Source organism: Pseudomonas fluorescens (assembly GCF_900215245.1).
In the GTDB taxonomy this organism is placed as follows: domain Bacteria; phylum Pseudomonadota; class Gammaproteobacteria; order Pseudomonadales; family Pseudomonadaceae; genus Aquipseudomonas; species Aquipseudomonas fluorescens.
Genome location: NZ_LT907842.1, coordinates 4,274,759 through 4,294,513 on the forward strand (window position 1 = coordinate 4,274,759; position 19,755 = coordinate 4,294,513).

Below are 19,755 nucleotides of genomic sequence, written 5' to 3' on the forward strand. Positions count from 1 at the left end.
GATGTTGTTACGTGATAAATGCCTCTTCCGTTTTTAATTTTTATGTACCAAACCCGGCAGTGCCGGCAACGCCGGGCAATCGTTATGCCGATAAAAGTGCGAGCGCCGTGATTGGCCGGCCGGAACCCGAGCCGGGTGTTTCGGATACGGTCTACGGTTTTAACTCCAATACCGGCAACCGATCCATGAGCCTGCACTCTCTTAGTGGTGCGCCAAGGTTCACCGTACAGGACCGACGCGGAAACGATACCCTGGACTTTTCCGGGTTCAGCCAAAACCAGACGATTGATCTGCGTGATGGCGCGGCTTCCAGCGTGGGCGGCCTGCGTAATAACGTCTCGATAGGTAAAGGTGTGACAGTGGAGAATGCCGTAGGCGGCGCAGGCCACGACGTGTTGATTGGCAACAACGTCGACAATGTGTTGACCGGCGGTACGGGCGGCGACGTCCTTTGGGGAGTGGGCGGTACAAATACATTCCGCTATGAAAAAGCCAGTGATTCTCCCTATTACAACGCGGACCTGATCATGGATTTTGTCAGTGGCAGAGACAAGATTGATCTGACGCAAATGATGAAGGAGATCAATACGCCCTTGCAATTGGTTGACGACTACACGGGGCGTATTGGCGATACGGTGGTGAAGTTTAATCCTCAGAGTGGCCGCTACTTTGTGGGGGTAGACCTCACCGAGCGTTGTGAATCGAACTTCCTTATTAAAAGTGCCCGATGGGTAAGGCCTTCGGATTTGGTGGGTCCGGTTGTTGAGCGGCAACGTCCGGTATAAAACTGTTTGCTGAGGCGCGTACAGTCTAAAGGTTGATTGCACTATGCATCCGCTCTGCAGACGTCCGCGCCTTGGTGTTTTTATCTTTCAGGTAAAGGCAGTTTTACTGCGAGATGGATTGCTTAAAGTTAAACTGATGTTATGGGTATAAGTTTTCCTGATTTACGGTATTCAGAGATAGTGGGGTGTTTAGCTATTAGTTAAAAGGAGTGTGCTGTTTTATGAGAAGTTCTTATCCTGGGGCCATTGAATTGTCGCCCCACAACTTGCCGGTGTCTGACCCTGGGCCGTTCGGGGTGGGTGCCAATAACAAACCGTCGTATACGACGGACCAGGCGGCCAAACACATCACCCGGGAAAACATGGTGTTTCGGGACCGCAACGATGACCAGAAAGTTGACCTGACCTACACCGTAGACAAGCGTTTCACCGCCCAGCAGCAACACCGCGTGCGCCAGGCCGTGCAGTCCTGGCAGGACGTCGCCAATATCACCTTCAAGGAACAGGCCGGTGGCGCTGATGGCACCGTCAACATCAGGAGCAATCCAGGGGGCGACGGCGGCGTCGCCGCCTGTAGATTCGACGACGGGCACACTGGCCGCGTTAGGCGAGATGATCACGAAGACACTCTCACTGTTGTTGCAGTTATTGCGCACCGCGGCCAGGCCCTGACCCTCCGGCCTGGGGACAACACGGCCCACAAGTCCCGGGGCGGCGGTTCATCAGGGGGTACATTCATGGGTTTTCCAGCATCCGGTAAAACAGCCGTCAGTCAGCCTGACGAATTCTGTGCTTGAGTAAAGATAACTCTGGAGTTGCTTTTATTTAGGCCGGAGCAAGGAGGCTGTGGTGCAAAGCAGGCTATTGATCAAAGAGCTGCAAGAGGCAGGTTGGGTGCTGGATCGGGTGACGGGCAGCCATCAGCTTTTTACCCATCGCTATAACCCGTACACGATACTGGTGCCCCATCCCAGGAAGGATCTGCCCCGGGCACCGTGCGAAGTATCAGGAAACGTGCCGGGCTGTTTTCGTTTTAGGACGGTTTAAGGAGATTTTCCATGCAATACCCAATCTGTATCGAATGGGGCGATGACTTTGTCGCCACCGGTATTCAGATCCCCGATATTCCAGGTGCCGTGACCGCCGGGGACAGTTTTGAAGAGGCCTACAACGCGGCGGTTGAAGTCGCGCACATCCTGTTGCAGGAGATCGCCGCAGAAGGCCGGGTGATTCCGATGCCAACGTCGGTGGCCGCCCATCATGACAATGAGGAATACGCCGGCATGGGCTGGGGGATGTTGGAACTCGACATTTCGCCGTATCTGGGCAAGACCGAGAAGGTCAACGTGACCTTGCCCGGCTACGTGATCCAGCGTATCGACCGCTATGTGCGCGAGCACAAAGTAAAAAGCCGCTCGTCATTTCTGGCGGATGCGGCTTTGGAGAAGTTGGTGCGGTTGTAGTTGGATTAGGCGGTGGCCACCGCCCCTTGCCGCGATGCACTCAGGAACCGCAACAACGCCACCAGCGGGAACGCACTGCCCACCAGCATCACGCCCAGCCAGCCGCCGTGTTCATACACGCTGCTGGCAATCGCCGAGCCGAAGGCGCCGCCGATGAAAATGCTGGTCATGTACAGCGCGTTCAGGCGGCTGCGGCTGTTGGCGTCAAGGGCGTAGATGGCGCGCTGGCCGAGGACCATGTTCATCTGCACGCAGAAGTCCAGGACTACACCGGTCACCGCCAGGCCGATCACGCTGTACAACGGGTGCACAAACGCCGGCAGGAAGCTCAACGCGGCGAACAGCATGGCCAGCAGCGAGGCGCGGTGCGTGTGACCGGCGTCGGCGAGGCGCCCGGCGATGGGGGCGGCAATAGCGCCCAGGGCGCCAACGAGGGCAAACAGTGCGATCTCGCTTTGGCTCAGGCCGTGATTGCGCGCCAGTTCCAGCGGGGCAGCCGTCCAGAACAGGCTGAACGTGGCGAACATGCAGCCTTGGTAAAACGCCCGTTGGCGCAATACCGGTTGCTGGCGCAGCAGGGTGCCGAGCGAGCGCAGCAGTTGGCCGTAGCTGGCGCTGTGGTCGGGTTGCCGTTTGGGGATGGTCAGCAACAGCACCACGCTGATAAATGCCATCAACGCGGCGGCGGCCATGAACATCGCACGCCAGCCGAAATGGTCGGCCACGACGCTGGACACCGGCCGTGCCAGCAGGATACCGAGCAGCAGCCCGCCCATGATGCTGCCGACCACCCGGCCACGGGATTCGGCAGGTGCCAGGTGCGCGGCCAGCGGGATCAGAATTTGCACCGAGACGGAACTGAAACCGATCAGCAGCGATACGAGCAGGAACAGATTCGGTTGCTCGGTAAACGCTGCGCCCAACAGGCTGGCGATGGCCACCACGGTGGTGGCAATCATCAGTTTTCGGTTTTCCAGCAGGTCGCCCAGCGGCACCAGGAAGAACAGGCCAAGCGCGTAGCCGATTTGTGTCAGCGACACAATCAGGCTGGCCATCGCCGGGGTCAGGCCGATGTCCGGCGCAATCAACTCGATGATCGGTTGGGCATAGTAGATGTTGGCCACAATGGCGCCGCAACAGAACGCAAACAACATCACCATGCCTCGGGTCATGGTGCTCGCAGCGTGTGGGGTAGCGTTCATGGAGTTCTCGTTAAAGCGTAGGAAGAAGGCATGCGAGAGTAAAGGCATCGCCGCGGCCGGAGTAGAGCGCTCGCAGTGATATCACTCATGCTGGAAATTAATGACTGAAACGTTAACTTTCGGGTCGTACGGCAATGATACATTCAGCCACAACTGCCGAAACAGGAAATCCACGTTCATGAAGATCACGTTGAACAAGATGCTCATGGCTTCAACCCTCGCCGCGGCCATGGCGATTGGCTTGGCCAATGCCGCTGAAGCCCCGCGTGTGGGTGTGCGCGGCGCCATCACCGCGATGGACGGCGACGCGATGCAGGTCAAGGTCAGCAGCGGTGAGGACGTCACCGTGCACTTGACCAACGCCACCCAGGTACGCGCCGTCACCCTGGCCAAGATCGATGAGATCAAGCCTGGCAGCTACATCGGTTCCGCTGCCATGCCCAACGCCGACGGCACCCTCACGGCGCTGGAAGTGCACGTGTTTCCACCGGCGATGGCCGGCACGGGCGACGGGCATCGTGCGTTTGATTTGAAAGAGGGCAGCAGCATGACCAACGGCACCGTCGGTGACCTGGTGGTCAGCCACGGGCGCACCCTGACGGTGAAGTACAAAGGCGGTGAGCAGAAGATTGTGGTGCCGGATGATGTGCCGATCGTCAACCTGGAACCGGGGGATCGCAGCTTGCTCAAACCGGGCGTGAAGGTGGTGCTGTTTGCGGCCCAAGGCGCGGACGGAACGATCACCGCTCAGGCGATTTCTGCCGGCAAGGATGGCGTGACGCCGCCGATGTAACTGGCGGGCAGAGCGCCCAATGTGGGAGCGGGCTTGCTCGCAAAGGCGGAGTGTCAGTCACCGAATCAATCGACTGAACCCCCGCCTTTGCGAGCAAGCCCGCTCGCACTTTTTTTACCGTGTTTGTTCAGTTATCACTGACCGGAATAGATCTGGTCAAAGACCCCACCGTCATTGAAGTGGGTTTTCTGCACGGTGCGCCAGTCCCCGAAGGTCTTCTCGACCGACAGGAAGTCGACTTTAGGGAAACGGTCGGTGTACTTGGCCAGCACTGCCGGGTCACGTGGACGCAGGTAGTTGTTGGCAGCAATTTCCTGGCCTTCCGGCGACCACAGGTATTTCAGGTATTCCTCGGCAGCCACTTTGGTGCCTTTCTTCTCGACCACTTTGTCGACGATCGACACCGGCGGCTCAGCTTCAGCGGAAACGCTTGGGTAGATCACTTCGAACTGATCACGGCCGAATTCACGGGCGATCATTTCGGCTTCGTTTTCAAACGTCACCAGCACGTCGCCGATCTGGTTGGTCATGAACGTGGTGGTCGCCGCACGGCCACCGGTGTCCAGCACGGGCGCGTGTTTGAACAGGTCGCCGACAAACTTCTTGGCCTTTTCCTCGTCGCCGCCGTTCTTCAGCACATAACCCCAGGCCGACAGGTAGGTGTAGCGCCCATTACCGGAGGTCTTCGGGTTAGGCACGATGACTTGCACACCATCCTTGAGCAAATCCGGCCAGTCTTTCAGGGCTTTCGGGTTGCCTTTACGCACGATGAACACCGTGGCCGAGGTGAACGGCGCGCTGTTGTTCGGCAGGCGGGTCACCCAGTTGTCCGGCACCAGTTTGCCGTTGTCCGCCAGGGCGTTGATGTCGGTGGCCATGTTCATGGTGATGACGTCAGCCGGCAGGCCATCGATCACGGAACGGGCCTGTTTGCTGGAGCCGCCGAAGGACATTTGCAGGGTCAGTTTGTCGTTGGGGTGCTCGGCTTCCCAGTGTTTCTGGAAGGCGGCGTTGTAGTCCTTGTAGAAATCGCGCATTACGTCATACGAGACGTTGAGCAGTGTGACGGGGGCGGCCTGAACGGCGCCCGCCAGGGCTAGGCCGGCGGCCAGGAGAGACGCGCTAACAAGTTTTTTCACTGCTCATTCCTTGTTGTTCGAGAAGGTTGTTGATTGAGTGAGGGCAATTTGCCAGCGACTATAGCCGGGCTTGCATAGACGTTTAAAGATTAAAACGAACTTTGCTTATTCCACTTTATGAAACAAGTTACTGCCGCAGCGCGAGCAAAATGCCGCGTTGGGTTCGTGGCTGTCTTTCTTGCACACCGGGCAGGCGTGTTGCAGTTGTTCACCGCGCATTGCACTGGCCAGCTCGGCGGTGAAAATCCCGGTGGGCACGGCGATGATCGAGTAACCGGTGATCATCACCAGCGACGAAATCACCTGGCCCAGCGGGGTCTTCGGCACGATGTCGCCAAAGCCTACGGTGGTGAGGGTCACGATCGCCCAATAGATGCCCTTGGGAATGCTGGTGAACCCGTGTTCCGGGCCTTCAATCACATACATCAGGGTGCCGAATACCGTCACCAGGGTGCACACGCTGACCAGGAACACCACGATCTTCTGTTTGCTGCCGCGCAGCGCCGCCATCAGGTAGTTGGCTTGCTTGAGGTAGGGGCTGAGCTTGAGCACGCGGAAAATCCGCAGCATCCGAATGATGCGGATGATCAGCAGGTATTGGGCGTCGCTGTAATACAGCGCGAGGATGCCCGGCACGATGGCCAGCAAGTCCACCAGGCCATAAAAGCTGAAGGCATAGCGCAACGGTTTGGGCGAGCAGTACAGCCGCAAGCCGTACTCAATGGCGAAGATAACGGTGAAGCCCCATTCGATGTAGGCCAGCACATCGGCATAGTTCTGGTGGATTTCGTCGATGCTGTCGAGCATCACGATCACAATGCTGGCAAGAATGATCAGTAGCAGGATGCCGTCAAAGCGCCGCCCGGCTGCGGTGTCGCTCTGGAATACCATGACATAGAGGCGCTGACGCCAGTCGCTGTTGCTGTCCATAAAACCCGCCTGAATCGAATATCGAGCAAGCCTAGGGGGATTCGAACGGGCTGTCCACGCGGGCTTTGAACATCCGCTGCGTGGCGCGCACCAGCCAGCAGGCGAGGATAAACGGCGCAGTCAGCGCAGGCAGGTGCAAGGCGGCAAACCCCGGCGTGAGGATGATCGCCAGCAGGATACCCAACAGTGGCAGCCACGGCTGGCGGCGAGATTGGCTCAAGGCCAGTGCTGCCAGGGCCGGGTTGTAGCTGTACAGGCCGAGGAGGGCGCTGGCGGGTTCATCGAGCAGTAAAGCGACCAGCACGCCGGCGGTGGCGCCAATCAAGGCCCACAGGGCGGCGCGACGGTTGGCCAACACCAGGCCGACGGCAATCAAGACTCCCGCCAGTGGTTGGTCCAGCAGCATGACTTTCGCAAGGCCGGTAAAGGGCGCACTGACCACAGACAGAACGTCGGGCGCAACCAGGGCGAACGTAGGTTGAGGCGCGCTGCCGATCAGCAGCCAACCCAGGCCGACGAAGGGCGCGGTGTACGCAGACAAGTCATCCGGCTGGCGGGCATGTTTTAACCATTGCCGCGTGAGCATCGCACTCAGGCCGCCGCACGCCAGGATCAACGGCGGCAATAAGGCCGACCAAGCGAAATGCTGGCTGATCAACAAGCCCAGCAGCACACCGTTATAACTATAAAGGCCGGCCTGACGTTCCGCCTTGGGATAGCCCCGGCGCTGGGCCGTGAGCAACCCGGCCACGCCACCCAACAGTGCCCCGCCGAGCAAGGTCGGGGCGCCGATCAGGATGGCCAGCAGGCACAGCAGGCCGCACAGCGGCTGGCGCTGCAGGAAGATCTGGCTGAAGCCATTGAGCAGGGCTTCAGCCCAGTCGGGGCAGGGTTGGTTGGGCATGGTGAGTGAGTCTGAGGGACCGAGTTGCCCCCTTCGCGAGCAAGCCCGCTCCCACATTCGACCGAGTTGTCATGTCGAACAGTGATCAAAATGTGGGAGCGGGCTTGCTCGCGAAGGGGCCCTTACAGGCGCTAGATCAACGTCTCGATGCGCAGCGAGTTGGTCGACCCCGGCTGCCCAAACGGCACCCCCGCAGTAATCACCAACGTATCCCCGCGCTGCGCCATCCCTTGGGCCTGGGCAATTTCCAGCGCGGTGGAACACACCTCATCCACCTGGCGCAGCCGATCATTGACCACCGAATGCACGCCCCACGCCAGGCTCAAACGCCGGGCGGTGGACAGGTTCGGCGTAAGGTTGAGGATCGGGGCCACCGGGCGCTCCCGCGCCGCGCGCAGGCTGGAGCTGCCGGACTCGCTGTAGTTCACCAGCACCGCCACCGGCAGGATGCTGCTGATACGCCGGATCGCGCAGCTGATCGCGTCCGACACCGTGGCGTCGGCCTTGGGCCGGCTCACGTCCAGTTGCGTTTGGTAATCCGGGCCGTTTTCCACCTGGCGGATGATCTTGCTCATCATCTGCACGGCTTCCAGCGGGTATTCGCCCGAGGCGGTTTCCGCCGACAGCATCACCGCGTCCGCGCCTTCGGCCACGGCATTGGCCACATCCGTCACTTCGGCGCGGGTCGGTGCTGGAGAAAACCGCATGGATTCGAGCATCTGCGTGGCCACGACCACCGGTTTGCCCAATTGGCGGCAGGTGCTGATGATGTCTTTCTGGATTTGCGGCACGCTTTCGGCGGGCACTTCAACACCCAGGTCGCCTCTGGCCACCATGATTGCATCGCTCAGTTCGGCGATTGCCTGCAAGCGCTGCACGGCTGAGGGTTTTTCGATTTTGGCCATCAGAAACGCCTTGTCACCGATCAGCTCGCGGGCCTCGCGGATATCTTCCGGGCGTTGTACGAATGACAGCGCCACCCAGTCCACACCCAGCTCCAGGCCGAAGCTCAGGTCGCGGCGGTCTTTGGCGGTCAATGGGCTGAGTTCCAACAGGGCTTGTGGGACATTCACGCCTTTGCGGTCGGACAATTCGCCGCCATTCAGCACGGTGGTGTCGATGGCCCCGGCGTGTTTGGTGATGACCCGCAGGCGCAACTTGCCGTCGTCCAACAGCAGGTCCATGCCCGGCTCCAGCGCGGCGATGATTTCCGGGTGCGGCAGGTTGACCCGGCACTGATCGCCCGGTGTCGGGTCCAGGTCCAGGCGCAGGGCCTGGCCGCGCACCAGTTGCACCTTGCCCTCGGCAAACTGCCCGACCCGCAATTTTGGCCCCTGCAGGTCCATCAGGATGCCCAGCGGGTAATTCAGCTGGCGCTCCACTTGGCGAATCCACTGGTAGCGCTGGGCGTGATCGGCATGGTCGCCGTGGCTGAAGTTGAGGCGGAAGATATTCACCCCGGCTTGCACCAGCTCGCGGATGTCATCGATGCCGTCGGTGGCGGGGCCGAGGGTGGCGAGGATTTTGACCTTCTTGTCAGGCGTCATGGTGGGCAGTCTCGAGAATCAGGATGGCGCGGAAGTCATTGACGTTGGTGCGCGTCGGCTCGGTAACGATCAAACCGTCGAGCGCGGCGAAATAGCCGTAGCCATTGTTGTTATCCAGCTCGTCGCTGGCCGACAAGCCCAAGGCCTCGGCGCGGGCGTAGCTGGTCGGGGTCATGATCGCCCCGGCGTTGTCTTCCGAACCGTCAATGCCGTCGGTGTCCCCGGCCAGGGCGTACACGCCGGGCAGGCCTTTCAGGCTGTCGGTCAGGCTCAGCAGGAATTCGGCGTTGCGCCCGCCACGGCCGTTGCCGCGCACGGTGACGGTGGTTTCACCGCCGGACAGAATCACGCACGGCGCCGCCAATGGCTGGCCATGCAGCACGATCTGCCGGGCAATGCCGGCGTGTACCTTGGCCACGTCCCGCGCTTCGCCTTCGAGGTCGCCGAGGATCAGCGGGCTGAACCCGGCCTGGCGTACTTTCACCGCCACCGCTTCCAGGGATTGCTGCGGGCGGGCGATCAACTGGAAGTGACTGCGGGCCAGCACCGGGTCGCCGGGTTTGACGGTTTCCGAGGCTGGGCTCTGCAACCAGCTGCGCACTGAGGCGGGCGCGTCGATCCCGTAGCGCTTGAGAATTGCCAGGGCTTGTTGCGACGTGCTCGGGTCGCCGACGGTGGGGCCGGAGGCGATGACGGTGGCCTGGTCGCCCGGCACGTCGGAAATTGCGTAGGTGTACACCGTCGCGGGCCATGCGGCTTTGGCCAATCGGCCGCCCTTGATGGCCGAGAGGTGTTTGCGCACGCAATTCATCTCGCCAATGGTCGCGCCGGATTTAAGCAGCGCTTTGTTGATGGCTTGCTTGTCGGCCAGGGTGATGCCTTCGGCGGGCAGCGCCAGCAAGGCCGAGCCACCGCCGGACAGCAGGAAAATCACCCGGTCGTCTTCACCCAGGTGGCTGATCAGTTCCAGCACACGCGTGGCCACCGCCAGGCCGGCGGCATCCGGCACCGGGTGAGCGGCCTCGACCACTTCGATTTTTTTGCACGGCGCGCCGTGGCCGTAGCGGGTGACCACCAGGCCGGTGACTTCGCCTTGCCAGCCGTTCTCGACGACGAGTGCCATGGCGGCTGCGGCTTTGCCGGCGCCGATCACGATCACCCGGCCTGTGCGGTCAGCGGGCAGATAAGGTTCAAGGACATGCCGGGGGTGGGCGGCGTCGATGGCTGTGGCAAACAGCTCGCGAAGCAGGTGTTGCGGATCGACCGACATAAGCGGGCTCCCGGGGATTTTTGTTATTAGAGATGGATCAATTTCAGACTTGGAATGCAATCAAAGGTGGGAGCGGGCTTGCTCGCGAATGCAGTCTTTCATTCAATATCCATGCTGACTGACCTACCGCTTTCGCGAGCAAGCCCGCTCCCACATTCGACCGCATTTCAAAGGTGGGAGCGGTGTGGCTTATTGATCGCGAATCGAAAAGTTGGCCATATGCTCCAGGCCCTTGATCAGCGCGGAGTGGTCCCAATTGCCGCCGCCAATCGCCGTGCACGTACTGAACACCTGCTGCGTACCGGCGGTGTTCGGCAGGTTGATCCCCAGCTCTTTGGCACCGGCCAACGCCAGGTTCAGATCCTTCTGGTGCAGGTTGATGCGAAAGCCCGGATCGAAGGTGCCCTTGATCATCCGCTCGCCGTGCACTTCAAGGATCTTCGAGGAAGCGAAGCCGCCCATCAGCGCTTCGCGCACCTTGGCCGGGTCGGCACCGTTTTTCGAGGCGAACAGCAGTGCTTCGGCCACGGCCTGGATGTTCAGTGCGACGATGATCTGGTTGGCCACTTTGGCGGTCTGGCCATCGCCATTGCCACCGACCAGCGTGATGTTCTTGCCCATGCTCTGGAACAGCGGCAGGGCGCGTTCAAACGTCTGCGGCTCGCCACCGACCATGATGCTCAAGGTGCCGCCCTTGGCGCCGACTTCACCGCCGGACACCGGTGCATCGAGGTAGTGCGCGCCGGTCTGGTTGATCTTGGCGGCGAAGGCCTTGGTGGCGGTGGGGGAGATCGAACTCATGTCGATTACCACCTTGTTCGGCGACAACCCGGCGGCAACACCGTCGGTGCGGAACAGCACGTCATCGACCTGTGGGGTGTCGGGCACCATCACGATGATGAATTCGGCTTCCTGCGCCACTTGCTGCGGGTTGGTCAGGGCCACGGCGCCGGCGTCGATCAGCGCTTGCGGGGCCTTGCCGTGGTGTTCGGACAGGAACAATTGGTGACCTGCTTTCTGCAGGTTGGCGGCCATGGGTTGGCCCATGATGCCGGTGCCGATAAAGCCGATTTTAGCCATGATCAAAATCCTCTTGTTATTAGGTGGGCAGGCCTGTCTCGGGTCTGCCAAACACCGAAGCTCTGCGGTGGGAGCTGGCTCGCCTGCGATGGCATCCACGGGTTATGCCGGGGACGCCGCAGTGTCAGCATCGCCGGCAAGCCAGCACCCGCACCGTTCGGTGGTGCGTCTGTTAGATGGCGTTGTGGGTCTTGAGCCAGCTCAATCCCGCTTCGGTGGTGGTCAACGGCTTGTATTCACAGCCGACCCAACCGGTGTAACCGATGCGGTCCAAATGCTCGAACAGGAAGCGGTAGTTGATCTCACCGGTCCCCGGTTCGTTGCGCCCCGGGTTGTCTGCCAGCTGGATGTGGTTGATTTCACCCAGGTGCGCAGCCATGGTCCGGGCCAAATCACCTTCCATGATTTGCATGTGGTAGATGTCGTATTGCAGGAACAGGTTGGCGCTGCCCACCTGCTCGCGAATCGACAGGGCCTGTGCCGTGTTGTTCAAGTAGAAGCCCGGGATATCGCGGGTGTTGATCGCTTCCATCACCAGCTTGATGCCCACCGCTTGCAGCTTGTCGGCCGCGTACTTGAGGTTGGCGACAAAGGTTTTTTCCAGGGTCTCGTCGTCAACGCCTTGCGGACGGATGCCCGCCAGGCAGTTGATCTGCGTGTTGCCGAGCACCTGGGCGTAGGCGATGGCGAGCTTGACCCCGGCACGGAACTCTTCGACGCGGTCCGGGTGGCACGCCAGGCCGCGTTCGCCCTTGGCCCAGTCACCTGCCGGCAGGTTGAACAGCACTTGGGTCAGGCCGTTGGCGTCAAGCTGCGCCTTGATCTCGGCGGAGCTGAATTCGTACGGGAACAGGTACTCGACACCTTGAAAGCCAGCATCGGCAGCCGCTTTGAAACGGGCAAGAAAGTCCTGTTCGGTAAACAGCATGGACAGGTTGGCGGCAAAACGCGGCATAGGGTTCTCCTTAGTCGAGCAGGGAAATGGCAGTCGGCGCATCGTTGCCGACCAGTGCCAGATCTTCGAATTCGTTGACGGCGTTGATCTCGGTGCCCATGGAAATATTGGTCACGCGCTCCAGAATAATCTCAACGATCACCGGAACCTTGAATTCCTCGATCATTTCCTGGGCCTTGCGCAGGGCCGGCTGGATCTGGCCCGGCTCGAACACCCGCAGGGCCTTGCACCCCAGGCCTTCGGCGACGGCGACGTGGTCTACGCCATACCCGTTGAGTTCCGGGGCGTTGAGGTTGTCGAAGGACAACTGCACGCAGTAATCCATTTCAAACCCGCGTTGGGCCTGACGGATCAAACCCAGGTAGGAGTTGTTCACCACCACGTGGATGTACGGCAGTTTGAACTGCGCGCCCACGGCCAGTTCTTCGATCATGAACTGGAAGTCATAGTCGCCGGACAACGCCACCACCTTGCGGCTCGGGTCAGCCTTGACCACACCGAGGGCTGCGGGAATGGTCCAGCCGAGCGGGCCGGCCTGGCCACAGTTGATCCAGTGGCGCGGCTTGTAGACGTGCAGGAATTGCGCGCCGGCAATCTGCGACAGCCCGATGGTGCTGACGTAGCAGGTGTCTTTGCCGAACACCTGGTTCATCTCTTCGTACACCCGTTGCGGCTTGACCGGCACGTTGTCGAAGTGGGTTTTGCGGTGCAGGGTGGCCTTGCGCTGCTGGCAGTCATGCAGCCAGGCACTGCGGTCCTTGAGCTTGCCGGCGGCTTTCCACTCGCGGGCCACTTCAATGAACATCGTCAGTGCGGAACCGGCGTCGGAGACGATGCCCAGGTCCGGCGTGAACACGCGGCCGATTTGCGTCGGCTCGATGTCCACATGAATGAATTTGCGCCCTTCGGTGTACACCTCCACCGAACCGGTGTGGCGGTTGGCCCAGCGGTTACCGATGCCCAGCACCACGTCCGATTTGAGCATCGTCGCGTTGCCATATCGGTGCGAGGTTTGCAGGCCGACCATGCCCACCATCAGCGGGTGGTCGTCCGGGATCGTGCCCCAGCCCATCAGGGTCGGGATCACCGGGATGCCGGTCAGCTCGGCGAACTCCACCAGCAGTTCGCTGGCGTCGGCGTTGATCACGCCGCCGCCGCTCACCAGCAACGGGCGCTCGGCCTGGTCGAGCAGCGCCAGGGCTTTTTCGACCTGGATGCGCGTGGCCAGCGGTTTAGCGAGCGGCAGTGGCTGGTAGGCGTCGATGTCGAATTCAATCTCGGCCATCTGCACGTCAAACGGCAGGTCGATCAGCACCGGGCCGGGGCGGCCGGAGCGCATTTCATAGAAAGCTTTCTGGAACGCGTAGGGCACCTGGCCGGGTTCGAGGACGGTGGTCGCCCACTTGGTCACTGGCTTGACGATGCTGGTGATATCGACCGCCTGGAAATCTTCCTTGTGCATGCGTGCACGCGGGGCTTGGCCGGTGATGCAGAGAATCGGGATCGAGTCGGCCGAGGCGCTGTACAGGCCGGTGACCATGTCGGTGCCCGCCGGGCCCGACGTACCGATGCACACGCCGATGTTGCCGGCCTTGGTGCGGGTGTAGCCCTCGGCCATGTGCGAGGCGCCTTCAACGTGGCGAGCAAGGACGTGATCGATGCCACCGACCTTCTGCAAGGCCGAATACAGCGGGTTGATCGCGGCGCCCGGGATACCGAAGGCGGTGTCGACCCCTTCACGGCGCATCACGAGGACTGCGGCTTCGATTGCTCTCATTTTGCTCATGGTTTTGGTGCCTCTTGCGTTTTGTAATTGTATACAAGTGGTGTCTGTCCAAAGTGTATTCACGGCGAGCGGCGTAGGTCAATCCATTTCATTCATTGATCTTTGCGTTCGTCGGAACGGCTTTTTTCGACGTATGGGGCCTTTTTGCGAAAATATTGTATACAAAAACAAATGTCATTGTGTTCTATTTGTTTGATCGAGCTTCTGATCAATCAGACCTCCACCGCTTTACCCATAACAAGATAAGGACGGCAGCTATGAGCGCTTTAACCTTGAAACTCGCAGTCAACCTGGCCGGTCAGGCCATCACCGCAGGCCGCACCATTTCCGCCGCGCCGCTCACCATTGCGGTGCTCGACAGTGGCGGCCACTTGGTCACCCTGCAGCGCGAAGACGGCGCCAGCCTGCTGCGCCCGCAAATCGCGATTGGCAAGGCCTGGGGCGCGATCGCCCTGGGCAAGGGCTCGCGTTTGCTGGCGTTGGACGCGCAGCAACGCCCGGCCTTTATCGCGGCGTTGAACAGCCTGGGGCAGGGCAGCGTGGTGCCTGCGCGGGGCGGGGTGTTGATTCGTGATCAGAAGGGTGTGGTGCTCGGCGCGATCGGGATCAGCGGGGACACCTCGGATATTGACGAGCAATGCGCGATTACGGCAATTGAGGGGGTGGGGTTGTTGGCGGATGCGGGGGTTTCGGCTTGATGTGAGGTGACTGGGCGGGCCTCTTCGCGAGCAAGCCCGCTCCCACATTTGACTGAGTTCAAGCCTTGGAATGCAGTCAAATGTGGGAGCGGGCTTGCTCGCGAAAGGGGCAACTCGGTCCCGGACCTAAACCCAAACCGCATCCCACAGCGGATAGTCGCCAATCCGCTCCACCAATCCCGCTCTTAACGGATTAGCCACGACATACCGAGCCATCTTCACCAAGTCATCGTCTTTGCGCAGCGCTCTGTCATGAAAACTGGTTTGCCATAGCCGACCCTTGCGGCCCGTAGCGCCATTCACGGTTCGAGTGCTTTTGGACTTCACCTGGCACATCAGGTCTCCCAATGAGCCCTTCTGCAGTTCAATCAACCAGTGAAAGTGGTCAGGCATCACCACCCATGCCAGGGAGTTTGCCAGCCTTTGGTATTGAGCGAGCCTGAATTGCCAGACCACCAAGCGACCCAGATGAAAGTCATTGAATATCGGTATGCGTTCGTGGGTGTTGGTAGTGATCAGGTAGATACGGTTGGATTCGCTGAATCGCCCGATGCGCAGGCGATGTGAAGCAGCTGGATAAGGCATTCCTTTGCCTCTCTTCAAGTGGTGTCCTGAGAGGCTAGATTGAGGAGTCCGTAGATGATTGCCTGGCGTTGTTCAGGATGTGTCTGGGAGGGCGCTTTCGCGAGCAAGCCCGCTCCCACATTGGTCCTGGGGCGCTCATACATTTTGTGTCTGGCATGGGAAAGTGTGGGAGCGGGCTTGCTCGCGAATCTTGGCTACACCGCGGACTATCAGTCCGGCTCACACCCTTTAAGCACCAACCGAATAATCGTCTGCGCCGCCGCCTCGTAGTCGGCGTCATCCAGCTTGGCTTTCCCGGTCACCGCGGAAATTTGCCAATCAAAATCCGCATACGTCTGCGTCGCCGCCCAGATGCTGAACATCAAGTGATTGGGGTCAATGGGCGCGATCAAGCCGCGATCCACCCAGCTTTGGATGCAGTCGATATTGTGCTTGGCCTGGGCGTTGAGCTGTTCGACCTGGTCGGCGGTGAGGTGCGGCGCGCCGTGCATGATTTCGCTGGCGAATACCTTGGAGGCAAACGGCAGGTCGCGGGAGATGCGGATTTTCGAGCGGATGTAGTTGCTCAACACCACCGAAGGTTCGCCCTGCGGATTGAATGGGGTGGACGCGGCCAGGATCGGTTCGATAATGCTTTCGAGCACCTCGCGGTAGAGGTTGTCCTTGGACTTGAAGTAGTAATAGACGTTGGGCTTGGGCAGCCCGGCTTTGGCGGCGATATCGCTGGTTTTGGTCGCGGCGAAGCCCTTGTCGGCAAACTCCTCGCTGGCCGCCCGCAGGATCAGTTCTTTATTGCGCTCGCGAATGGTGCTCATAAACCAGGAATATCCTTGCCAAGACAGGCGGTCGGGCATGGTAGCACCGGCCTTGCGCAGCGCTCAAGAATCTCGCCGCACCCTTGTACATTGGGGGTTGCAGCTGACTTTGTCTGTGTTGATGCTGAACGTATTTCAGCCGCTGTTTGGGCGTCAGGAGGCGCAGTTGCGTGCGGGGACGGTCAGCCGGGAGACAGTGCTGACCCAACAGCGGGTGTTGTTGCAGGCAGAGCAGAATTGGCGCGATACCCAAGGGCAGTTGAGTCAGGGGAGTGTGGCGTTGATCCAGAGCCTGGGCGGGGGATGGCAAGCTGTGCAGTAATGAATAAGACGGCCAATGAAAGTCTTGCCTTCATTGGCCGTGGCGGTGTTGCACCGTAACTAGCCAGCTTTACTGGCAAGTGTAGAGGTTGGTTTTTTTACCGGGAAATCATCATCGAAGAACGTTGATGCTTCTTCAATTTGGGATTTGCGTTGTTTACGCAGAAACTCATCGAAGTCTTTTTTAACCGCAGGGTCTTCAAGGGCCTCGTAGTCAAAGACGTTGGCACCGTATTTGTAAGAGAAGTTGATGTCGACAAACTCGGCGCTGGCGCAGGCGGATGAAAATTTCGAGTTGTTTCTATCAAAGTTGACACGGTACTGTTTGATTTTTGGAATATAGACGATATTGGCGCCGACTTTGAACACTTCGACGGAAACACCCACGGTAATGGTTTTATAGAAGTCTTTGTTGTTTTCGACGCCGAAACGCAAGGCGTCTCCCTGCTTGGCCATAAACTTCTCAAAACTCTTCAGGGCACTGGTGCCTTGTGAGGCGACGATATCCAATATGAAGTTGACGAAGTCGGCGGCAATGCTGACCCCACGGATATGCCGCGAATAGGATTGCTCATCGATTTTGCTCGGGCCCATCAGCGGGAGTTTTGACAGCGCCAGGCTCCAGAGCGCTACGTCGGTTTTGTACTGCTCCCCCTCGGCTTCGGCTTTGCGCTGAACATAATTGGTGACGACAGAGGTCATGCCGATCAAGTATTTTTTCAGCTCGCTGATCTTTTTCATGACCTCCGGATCTTCGATCAACTCGTTGCCGATAATGAACTCAATGAGCCCGTCGGTATCGGCGTAGGGGTTGTCGGCGTCCTTAAGTTGAATGTCCTTGAGGGCTGTATCACCAAAGAAGCTATGCGCTTCTTGCAGCTGTTCGGAGAATAAGCGGACGTCTTTGACGTGGGCGGGCATTGCACTAAGTGTTTTCATTTGGTCATTTCCTTATGAAAGCAGTCACTAACTGTTGGCGCGATTCAATCACGGACGGCGGTCCGTCAGGGTCGCAAAAGTTCACCACGGGTGAAACCGGCTTGGTTGTTTAAATCAATGTTTTAGTGCCTCGGTTATTCGAGGTATTGCCCCTGAAAAAGAGGTAGGGGAGTTATAGGTTTAATGCCGGGTATTGGCAATGAACACACTCAACCAATTCGCTTGCTTGGCCCGAACAGTTATAGCGTTTAGGAGTCAGCCTTTAGAGGCTGTTTTTTGACGGCCATCACCGTTGATTACGGGGTATGGCTAAGTGATGGCTTTTACAGGGTTTTTGATGGCAGCTTTCCTGCCGTCGAAGCCTTACGATCAGGCAGCGCCGTCGGCCGACGCCTGGAGGATACGACGAGTGGTCGTGTTCGAAATCAAAATCAAACGCCCAGCAACGTGCGATTGGCAATGTGCGTGAATATAGATACGATGCTAATCATTAGCTAGCTATCTATGTGTTCGCTGAATGAAGCCTTTCACGTTTCAACTCCCGGATTTCTGGCAAGCCACCCTGGTGCCCTCGCGGGTCGATCTGCTGTTTGCGTCGCGCAACATCATCGCCGGCGGGGTCGCGTTGTATCTGGCCTTTTGCTTCGACCTGCAGCAGCCGCAATGGGCGTTGACCACGGTGTTTATCGTTGGCCAATCGACCAGCGGCATGGTCCTGGCCAAGGGCGCCTATCGGTTGCTGGGCACGTTTGTCGGCGCCGTGGCTTCGCTCGTGATGATCGGGGTTTGCGGTCAGGCGCCGTTGCTGTTCCTGCTGTGCATGGCGTTATGGCTGGCGTTGTGTACGACGGGGGCGTCGCTGCTGCGCAATCACGCCGCCTATGGGTTTGTGCTGGCGGGCTACACCACGGCGATTATTGCCTTGCCGGCGACCGCCGCGCCGCTGGGCGTGTTCGATGAGGCAGTGGCGCGCTGTCAGGAAATCAGCCTGGGGATTCTCTGCGCGTCTATCGCCAGCACGATTTTATGGCCGCGCCGGGTTGAGCAGACCCTGGCGGTTCAAGGGCGCGCCGCCTGGCAGGCGGGAATGCGCGCCGCGGCCTCGGAGCTGCAGGGAACGGATCAGCGCAAGGGCTTGCTGGAGGCGTTGGGCCGCTTGGTCGCGGTGGACGCCCAGCGCGACCATGCCTGGTTTGAAGGCCCCAAGGGACGGCGGCGCTCTCAGGCGTTGCGGGTGCTCAGTCGGGATGTGCTTGGGTTGTTACGTGCGGCACGGGGTGTGGCGCGGCAACGGATGATGCTGGACGACGCGTCCTTTGTTACGACATGGGTGGAAGACGTGGCCGCCACCTTGCGACAAGAGCGGCACGAGGCGCTGCCTGAGCTCTCACGTCGCCTTACTTTGGCGCTTGCCGATCCACGTCTGAGCCCCGAGGCGAACTTTTGCCTGATGCAATTGGCCCAGGTCCTGCGGTTGGTGAACGTGGGGGCGCTGACCCTGGCGGCTGTCGAGACGGGCAGGGTGCCACCGGGTGCACCGGGGGCACTGTCCTGGCATCGGGATATCGAGCAGGGTGTACTCGGTGGAGTGCGCAGTGCATTAGCCTTCCTGGCCGTTGCGGCATTCTGGATGTTTACCGCATGGCCTTCGGGGCTGGGCGCGGTGTCGATCAGCGGTGTGGTATTGAGCCTGTTTGCTGCGCGGGAAAATCCCTCCGCCTCAAGCCTGAATTTTCTCAAAGGCATCGCGCTGTCGATTCCGGTGGCCGGGTGTGTACGGTTTGCTTTGCTGCCTGGGTTTGATGGTTTCCCGTTGCTGTGCATGGCCTTGGGCGTACCGCTATTTTTTGCCTCGCTGTGCATGAGCCGGGCAAACCTGGCGGCCAGCGCTTCGGCGTTCTGCATCTTCTTCGTCAATAACGTCGGGCCGAGCAACCTGATGACGTACGACATCGCCGCCTTCCTCAACAAAGCTATCGCCACGCTGGTGGGTGTCGGTATTGCCGTGGTGGTGTTTCGCCTGATCCCGCTCAACCCGGGTGAGCGCCATTATCGGCGGATGTTCACGGCCTCATTGTTTGACCTGGCGCAGTTGACGTCGCGCCCCTTGGAGCAGGCCGAAAGCTGGTTTGGCGGGCGTATGGCGGACCGCCTGATTCGGTTGTCGCGTTATAGCGACACGTTGCCTGCCGAGCGTCGTACCCATTGGGATAACGGCCTGCTGGGGCTGGACTTGGGCGATGAGTTGCTGGAGTTGCGCGCGAGTTTATCGAGCAGCCAAGGCGCGTTGGCCAGTGTGCGCGATGATTATCTGCGGCAGTGGGCGGTTGTGCTCAAGCAGGGTGGGCCTGGCGTGGATCAGGCAGCGCTGCTGGATGCGCCAAGCACTGCGCTGTTGGACGTGCTTGAGCGGTCGTCGGTGTTGGCGGAGCTGGATCGGCAAATGGCCAGGGCGGCGCTGCTGCAGTTGCGGTTTACCTGGCAGACGTGGTGTCAGCGGGGTGTCTGATTGCAGGAGCTGGCAAGCCAGCTCCTGCAACGAG

General features: G+C 59.8%; 18 protein-coding genes and 2 pseudogenes. 8 read left to right on the forward strand and 12 right to left on the reverse strand.

What is annotated here, in order from left to right:
• Window positions 1-11: 11 nt before the first annotated feature.
• From CPH89_RS20085 to CPH89_RS20100, 4 genes and pseudogenes are all read left to right on the forward strand, one after another.
• On the forward strand, window positions 12-785 hold the full coding sequence (locus CPH89_RS20085) for a M10 family metallopeptidase C-terminal domain-containing protein (RefSeq protein ID WP_157750151.1): 774 nt from the start codon (window positions 12-14) through the stop codon (window positions 783-785).
• A 221-nt stretch (window positions 786-1,006) separates the two neighbouring features.
• Complete coding sequence (locus CPH89_RS30630) at window positions 1,007-1,582, forward strand: zinc metalloprotease (protein WP_053255208.1); 576 nt, start codon at window positions 1,007-1,009, stop codon at window positions 1,580-1,582.
• 52 nt (window positions 1,583-1,634) lie between these two features.
• A pseudogene (locus CPH89_RS20095) lies at window positions 1,635-1,822 on the forward strand (type II toxin-antitoxin system HicA family toxin).
• A gap of 21 nt (window positions 1,823-1,843) precedes the next feature.
• Window positions 1,844-2,248, forward strand: a complete 405-nt coding sequence (locus CPH89_RS20100; RefSeq protein WP_003210603.1) for a type II toxin-antitoxin system HicB family antitoxin — start codon at window positions 1,844-1,846, stop codon at window positions 2,246-2,248.
• Window positions 2,249-2,253: 5 nt separating this feature from the next.
• Here CPH89_RS20100 and CPH89_RS20105 read toward each other — a convergent pair whose 3' ends face one another.
• Window positions 2,254-3,450, reverse strand: a complete 1,197-nt coding sequence (locus CPH89_RS20105; RefSeq protein WP_069552277.1) for an MFS transporter — start codon at window positions 3,448-3,450, stop codon at window positions 2,254-2,256.
• Window positions 3,451-3,628: 178 nt separating this feature from the next.
• Between CPH89_RS20105 and CPH89_RS20110 the strand changes: the two genes are divergently transcribed.
• Window positions 3,629-4,243, forward strand: coding sequence for a DUF5666 domain-containing protein (locus CPH89_RS20110; RefSeq protein WP_053255210.1), 615 nt, complete (start codon window positions 3,629-3,631; stop codon window positions 4,241-4,243).
• Window positions 4,244-4,377: 134 nt separating this feature from the next.
• On the opposite strand, the gene CPH89_RS20115 is transcribed toward CPH89_RS20110, so the two are convergent.
• From CPH89_RS20115 to gcl, 8 genes are all read right to left on the reverse strand, one after another.
• Window positions 4,378-5,382, reverse strand: a complete 1,005-nt coding sequence (locus CPH89_RS20115; RefSeq protein WP_053255211.1) for a sulfate ABC transporter substrate-binding protein — start codon at window positions 5,380-5,382, stop codon at window positions 4,378-4,380.
• A gap of 105 nt (window positions 5,383-5,487) precedes the next feature.
• Window positions 5,488-6,312 (reverse strand): ion transporter, encoded by an 825-nt coding sequence (locus CPH89_RS20120; protein ID WP_053255212.1) that lies wholly within the window; start codon window positions 6,310-6,312, stop codon window positions 5,488-5,490.
• A gap of 31 nt (window positions 6,313-6,343) precedes the next feature.
• The gene (locus CPH89_RS20125; protein WP_053255213.1) at window positions 6,344-7,216 is read right to left on the reverse strand and encodes an urea transporter; all 873 of its coding nucleotides are present in this window, start codon (window positions 7,214-7,216) and stop codon (window positions 6,344-6,346) included.
• Between the two features lie 131 nt (window positions 7,217-7,347).
• Window positions 7,348-8,763, reverse strand: a complete 1,416-nt coding sequence (gene pyk / locus CPH89_RS20130) for a pyruvate kinase (protein WP_053255214.1) — start codon at window positions 8,761-8,763, stop codon at window positions 7,348-7,350.
• The gene (locus tag CPH89_RS20135; RefSeq protein WP_053255215.1) at window positions 8,753-10,033 is read right to left on the reverse strand and encodes a glycerate kinase type-2 family protein; all 1,281 of its coding nucleotides are present in this window, start codon (window positions 10,031-10,033) and stop codon (window positions 8,753-8,755) included. Before CPH89_RS20135 ends, pyk begins: the two co-directional genes overlap by 11 nt.
• 189 nt (window positions 10,034-10,222) lie before the next feature.
• The gene (locus tag CPH89_RS20140) at window positions 10,223-11,113 is read right to left on the reverse strand and encodes a 2-hydroxy-3-oxopropionate reductase (RefSeq protein WP_053255216.1); all 891 of its coding nucleotides are present in this window, start codon (window positions 11,111-11,113) and stop codon (window positions 10,223-10,225) included.
• A gap of 172 nt (window positions 11,114-11,285) precedes the next feature.
• On the reverse strand, window positions 11,286-12,068 hold the full coding sequence (gene hyi, locus CPH89_RS20145; protein ID WP_053255217.1) for a hydroxypyruvate isomerase: 783 nt from the start codon (window positions 12,066-12,068) through the stop codon (window positions 11,286-11,288).
• Window positions 12,069-12,078: 10 nt separating this feature from the next.
• A complete protein-coding gene (gene gcl / locus CPH89_RS20150) occupies window positions 12,079-13,854 on the reverse strand; it encodes a glyoxylate carboligase (RefSeq protein ID WP_053255218.1) in 1,776 nt (591 codons plus the stop codon).
• Between the two features lie 257 nt (window positions 13,855-14,111).
• On the opposite strand from gcl, the gene CPH89_RS20155 reads away from it, so the two are divergent.
• The gene (locus CPH89_RS20155; RefSeq protein ID WP_053255219.1) at window positions 14,112-14,552 is read left to right on the forward strand and encodes a GlcG/HbpS family heme-binding protein; all 441 of its coding nucleotides are present in this window, start codon (window positions 14,112-14,114) and stop codon (window positions 14,550-14,552) included.
• A 126-nt stretch (window positions 14,553-14,678) separates the two neighbouring features.
• Here CPH89_RS20155 and CPH89_RS20160 read toward each other — a convergent pair whose 3' ends face one another.
• Window positions 14,679-15,137, reverse strand: a complete 459-nt coding sequence (locus tag CPH89_RS20160; RefSeq protein ID WP_053255220.1) for an REP-associated tyrosine transposase — start codon at window positions 15,135-15,137, stop codon at window positions 14,679-14,681.
• A gap of 209 nt (window positions 15,138-15,346) precedes the next feature.
• Entirely contained in the window at window positions 15,347-15,952 is a 606-nt protein-coding gene (locus CPH89_RS20165; protein ID WP_053255221.1) for a TetR/AcrR family transcriptional regulator, read from the reverse strand.
• Between the two features lie 136 nt (window positions 15,953-16,088).
• Here CPH89_RS20165 and CPH89_RS20170 point away from each other — a divergent pair.
• Window positions 16,089-16,274 (forward strand): annotated as a pseudogene (locus CPH89_RS20170) (efflux transporter outer membrane subunit); the annotation flags it as partial.
• A 59-nt stretch (window positions 16,275-16,333) separates the two neighbouring features.
• Here the strand turns inward: CPH89_RS20170 and CPH89_RS20175 are convergent.
• Entirely contained in the window at window positions 16,334-17,212 is an 879-nt protein-coding gene (locus tag CPH89_RS20175; RefSeq protein WP_162232019.1) for a hypothetical protein, read from the reverse strand.
• Between the two features lie 517 nt (window positions 17,213-17,729).
• On the opposite strand from CPH89_RS20175, the gene CPH89_RS20180 reads away from it, so the two are divergent.
• Complete coding sequence (locus tag CPH89_RS20180) at window positions 17,730-19,721, forward strand: FUSC family protein (RefSeq protein ID WP_053255223.1); 1,992 nt, start codon at window positions 17,730-17,732, stop codon at window positions 19,719-19,721.
• The last annotated feature ends 34 nt before the right edge of the window (window positions 19,722-19,755 follow it).

Coding starts and splice junctions, on each gene's coding strand:
- CPH89_RS30630 (WP_053255208.1), top strand. CDS start 1,007: ATGAGAAGTTCTTATCCTGGGGCCATTGAATTGTCGCCCCACAACTTG.
- CPH89_RS20100 (WP_003210603.1), top strand. CDS start 1,844: ATGCAATACCCAATCTGTATCGAATGGGGCGATGACTTTGTCGCCACC.
- CPH89_RS20105 (WP_069552277.1), bottom strand. CDS start 3,450: ATGAACGCTACCCCACACGCTGCGAGCACCATGACCCGAGGCATGGTG.
- CPH89_RS20110 (WP_053255210.1), top strand. CDS start 3,629: ATGAAGATCACGTTGAACAAGATGCTCATGGCTTCAACCCTCGCCGCG.
- CPH89_RS20120 (WP_053255212.1), bottom strand. CDS start 6,312: ATGGACAGCAACAGCGACTGGCGTCAGCGCCTCTATGTCATGGTATTC.
- CPH89_RS20125 (WP_053255213.1), bottom strand. CDS start 7,216: ATGCCCAACCAACCCTGCCCCGACTGGGCTGAAGCCCTGCTCAATGGC.
- pyk (WP_053255214.1), bottom strand. CDS start 8,763: ATGACGCCTGACAAGAAGGTCAAAATCCTCGCCACCCTCGGCCCCGCC.
- CPH89_RS20135 (WP_053255215.1), bottom strand. CDS start 10,033: ATGTCGGTCGATCCGCAACACCTGCTTCGCGAGCTGTTTGCCACAGCC.
- CPH89_RS20140 (WP_053255216.1), bottom strand. CDS start 11,113: ATGGCTAAAATCGGCTTTATCGGCACCGGCATCATGGGCCAACCCATG.
- hyi (WP_053255217.1), bottom strand. CDS start 12,068: ATGCCGCGTTTTGCCGCCAACCTGTCCATGCTGTTTACCGAACAGGAC.
- gcl (WP_053255218.1), bottom strand. CDS start 13,854: ATGAGCAAAATGAGAGCAATCGAAGCCGCAGTCCTCGTGATGCGCCGT.
- CPH89_RS20155 (WP_053255219.1), top strand. CDS start 14,112: ATGAGCGCTTTAACCTTGAAACTCGCAGTCAACCTGGCCGGTCAGGCC.
- CPH89_RS20160 (WP_053255220.1), bottom strand. CDS start 15,137: ATGCCTTATCCAGCTGCTTCACATCGCCTGCGCATCGGGCGATTCAGC.
- CPH89_RS20165 (WP_053255221.1), bottom strand. CDS start 15,952: ATGAGCACCATTCGCGAGCGCAATAAAGAACTGATCCTGCGGGCGGCC.
- CPH89_RS20175 (WP_162232019.1), bottom strand. CDS start 17,212: ATGAAAACACTTAGTGCAATGCCCGCCCACGTCAAAGACGTCCGCTTA.
- CPH89_RS20180 (WP_053255223.1), top strand. CDS start 17,730: ATGAAGCCTTTCACGTTTCAACTCCCGGATTTCTGGCAAGCCACCCTG.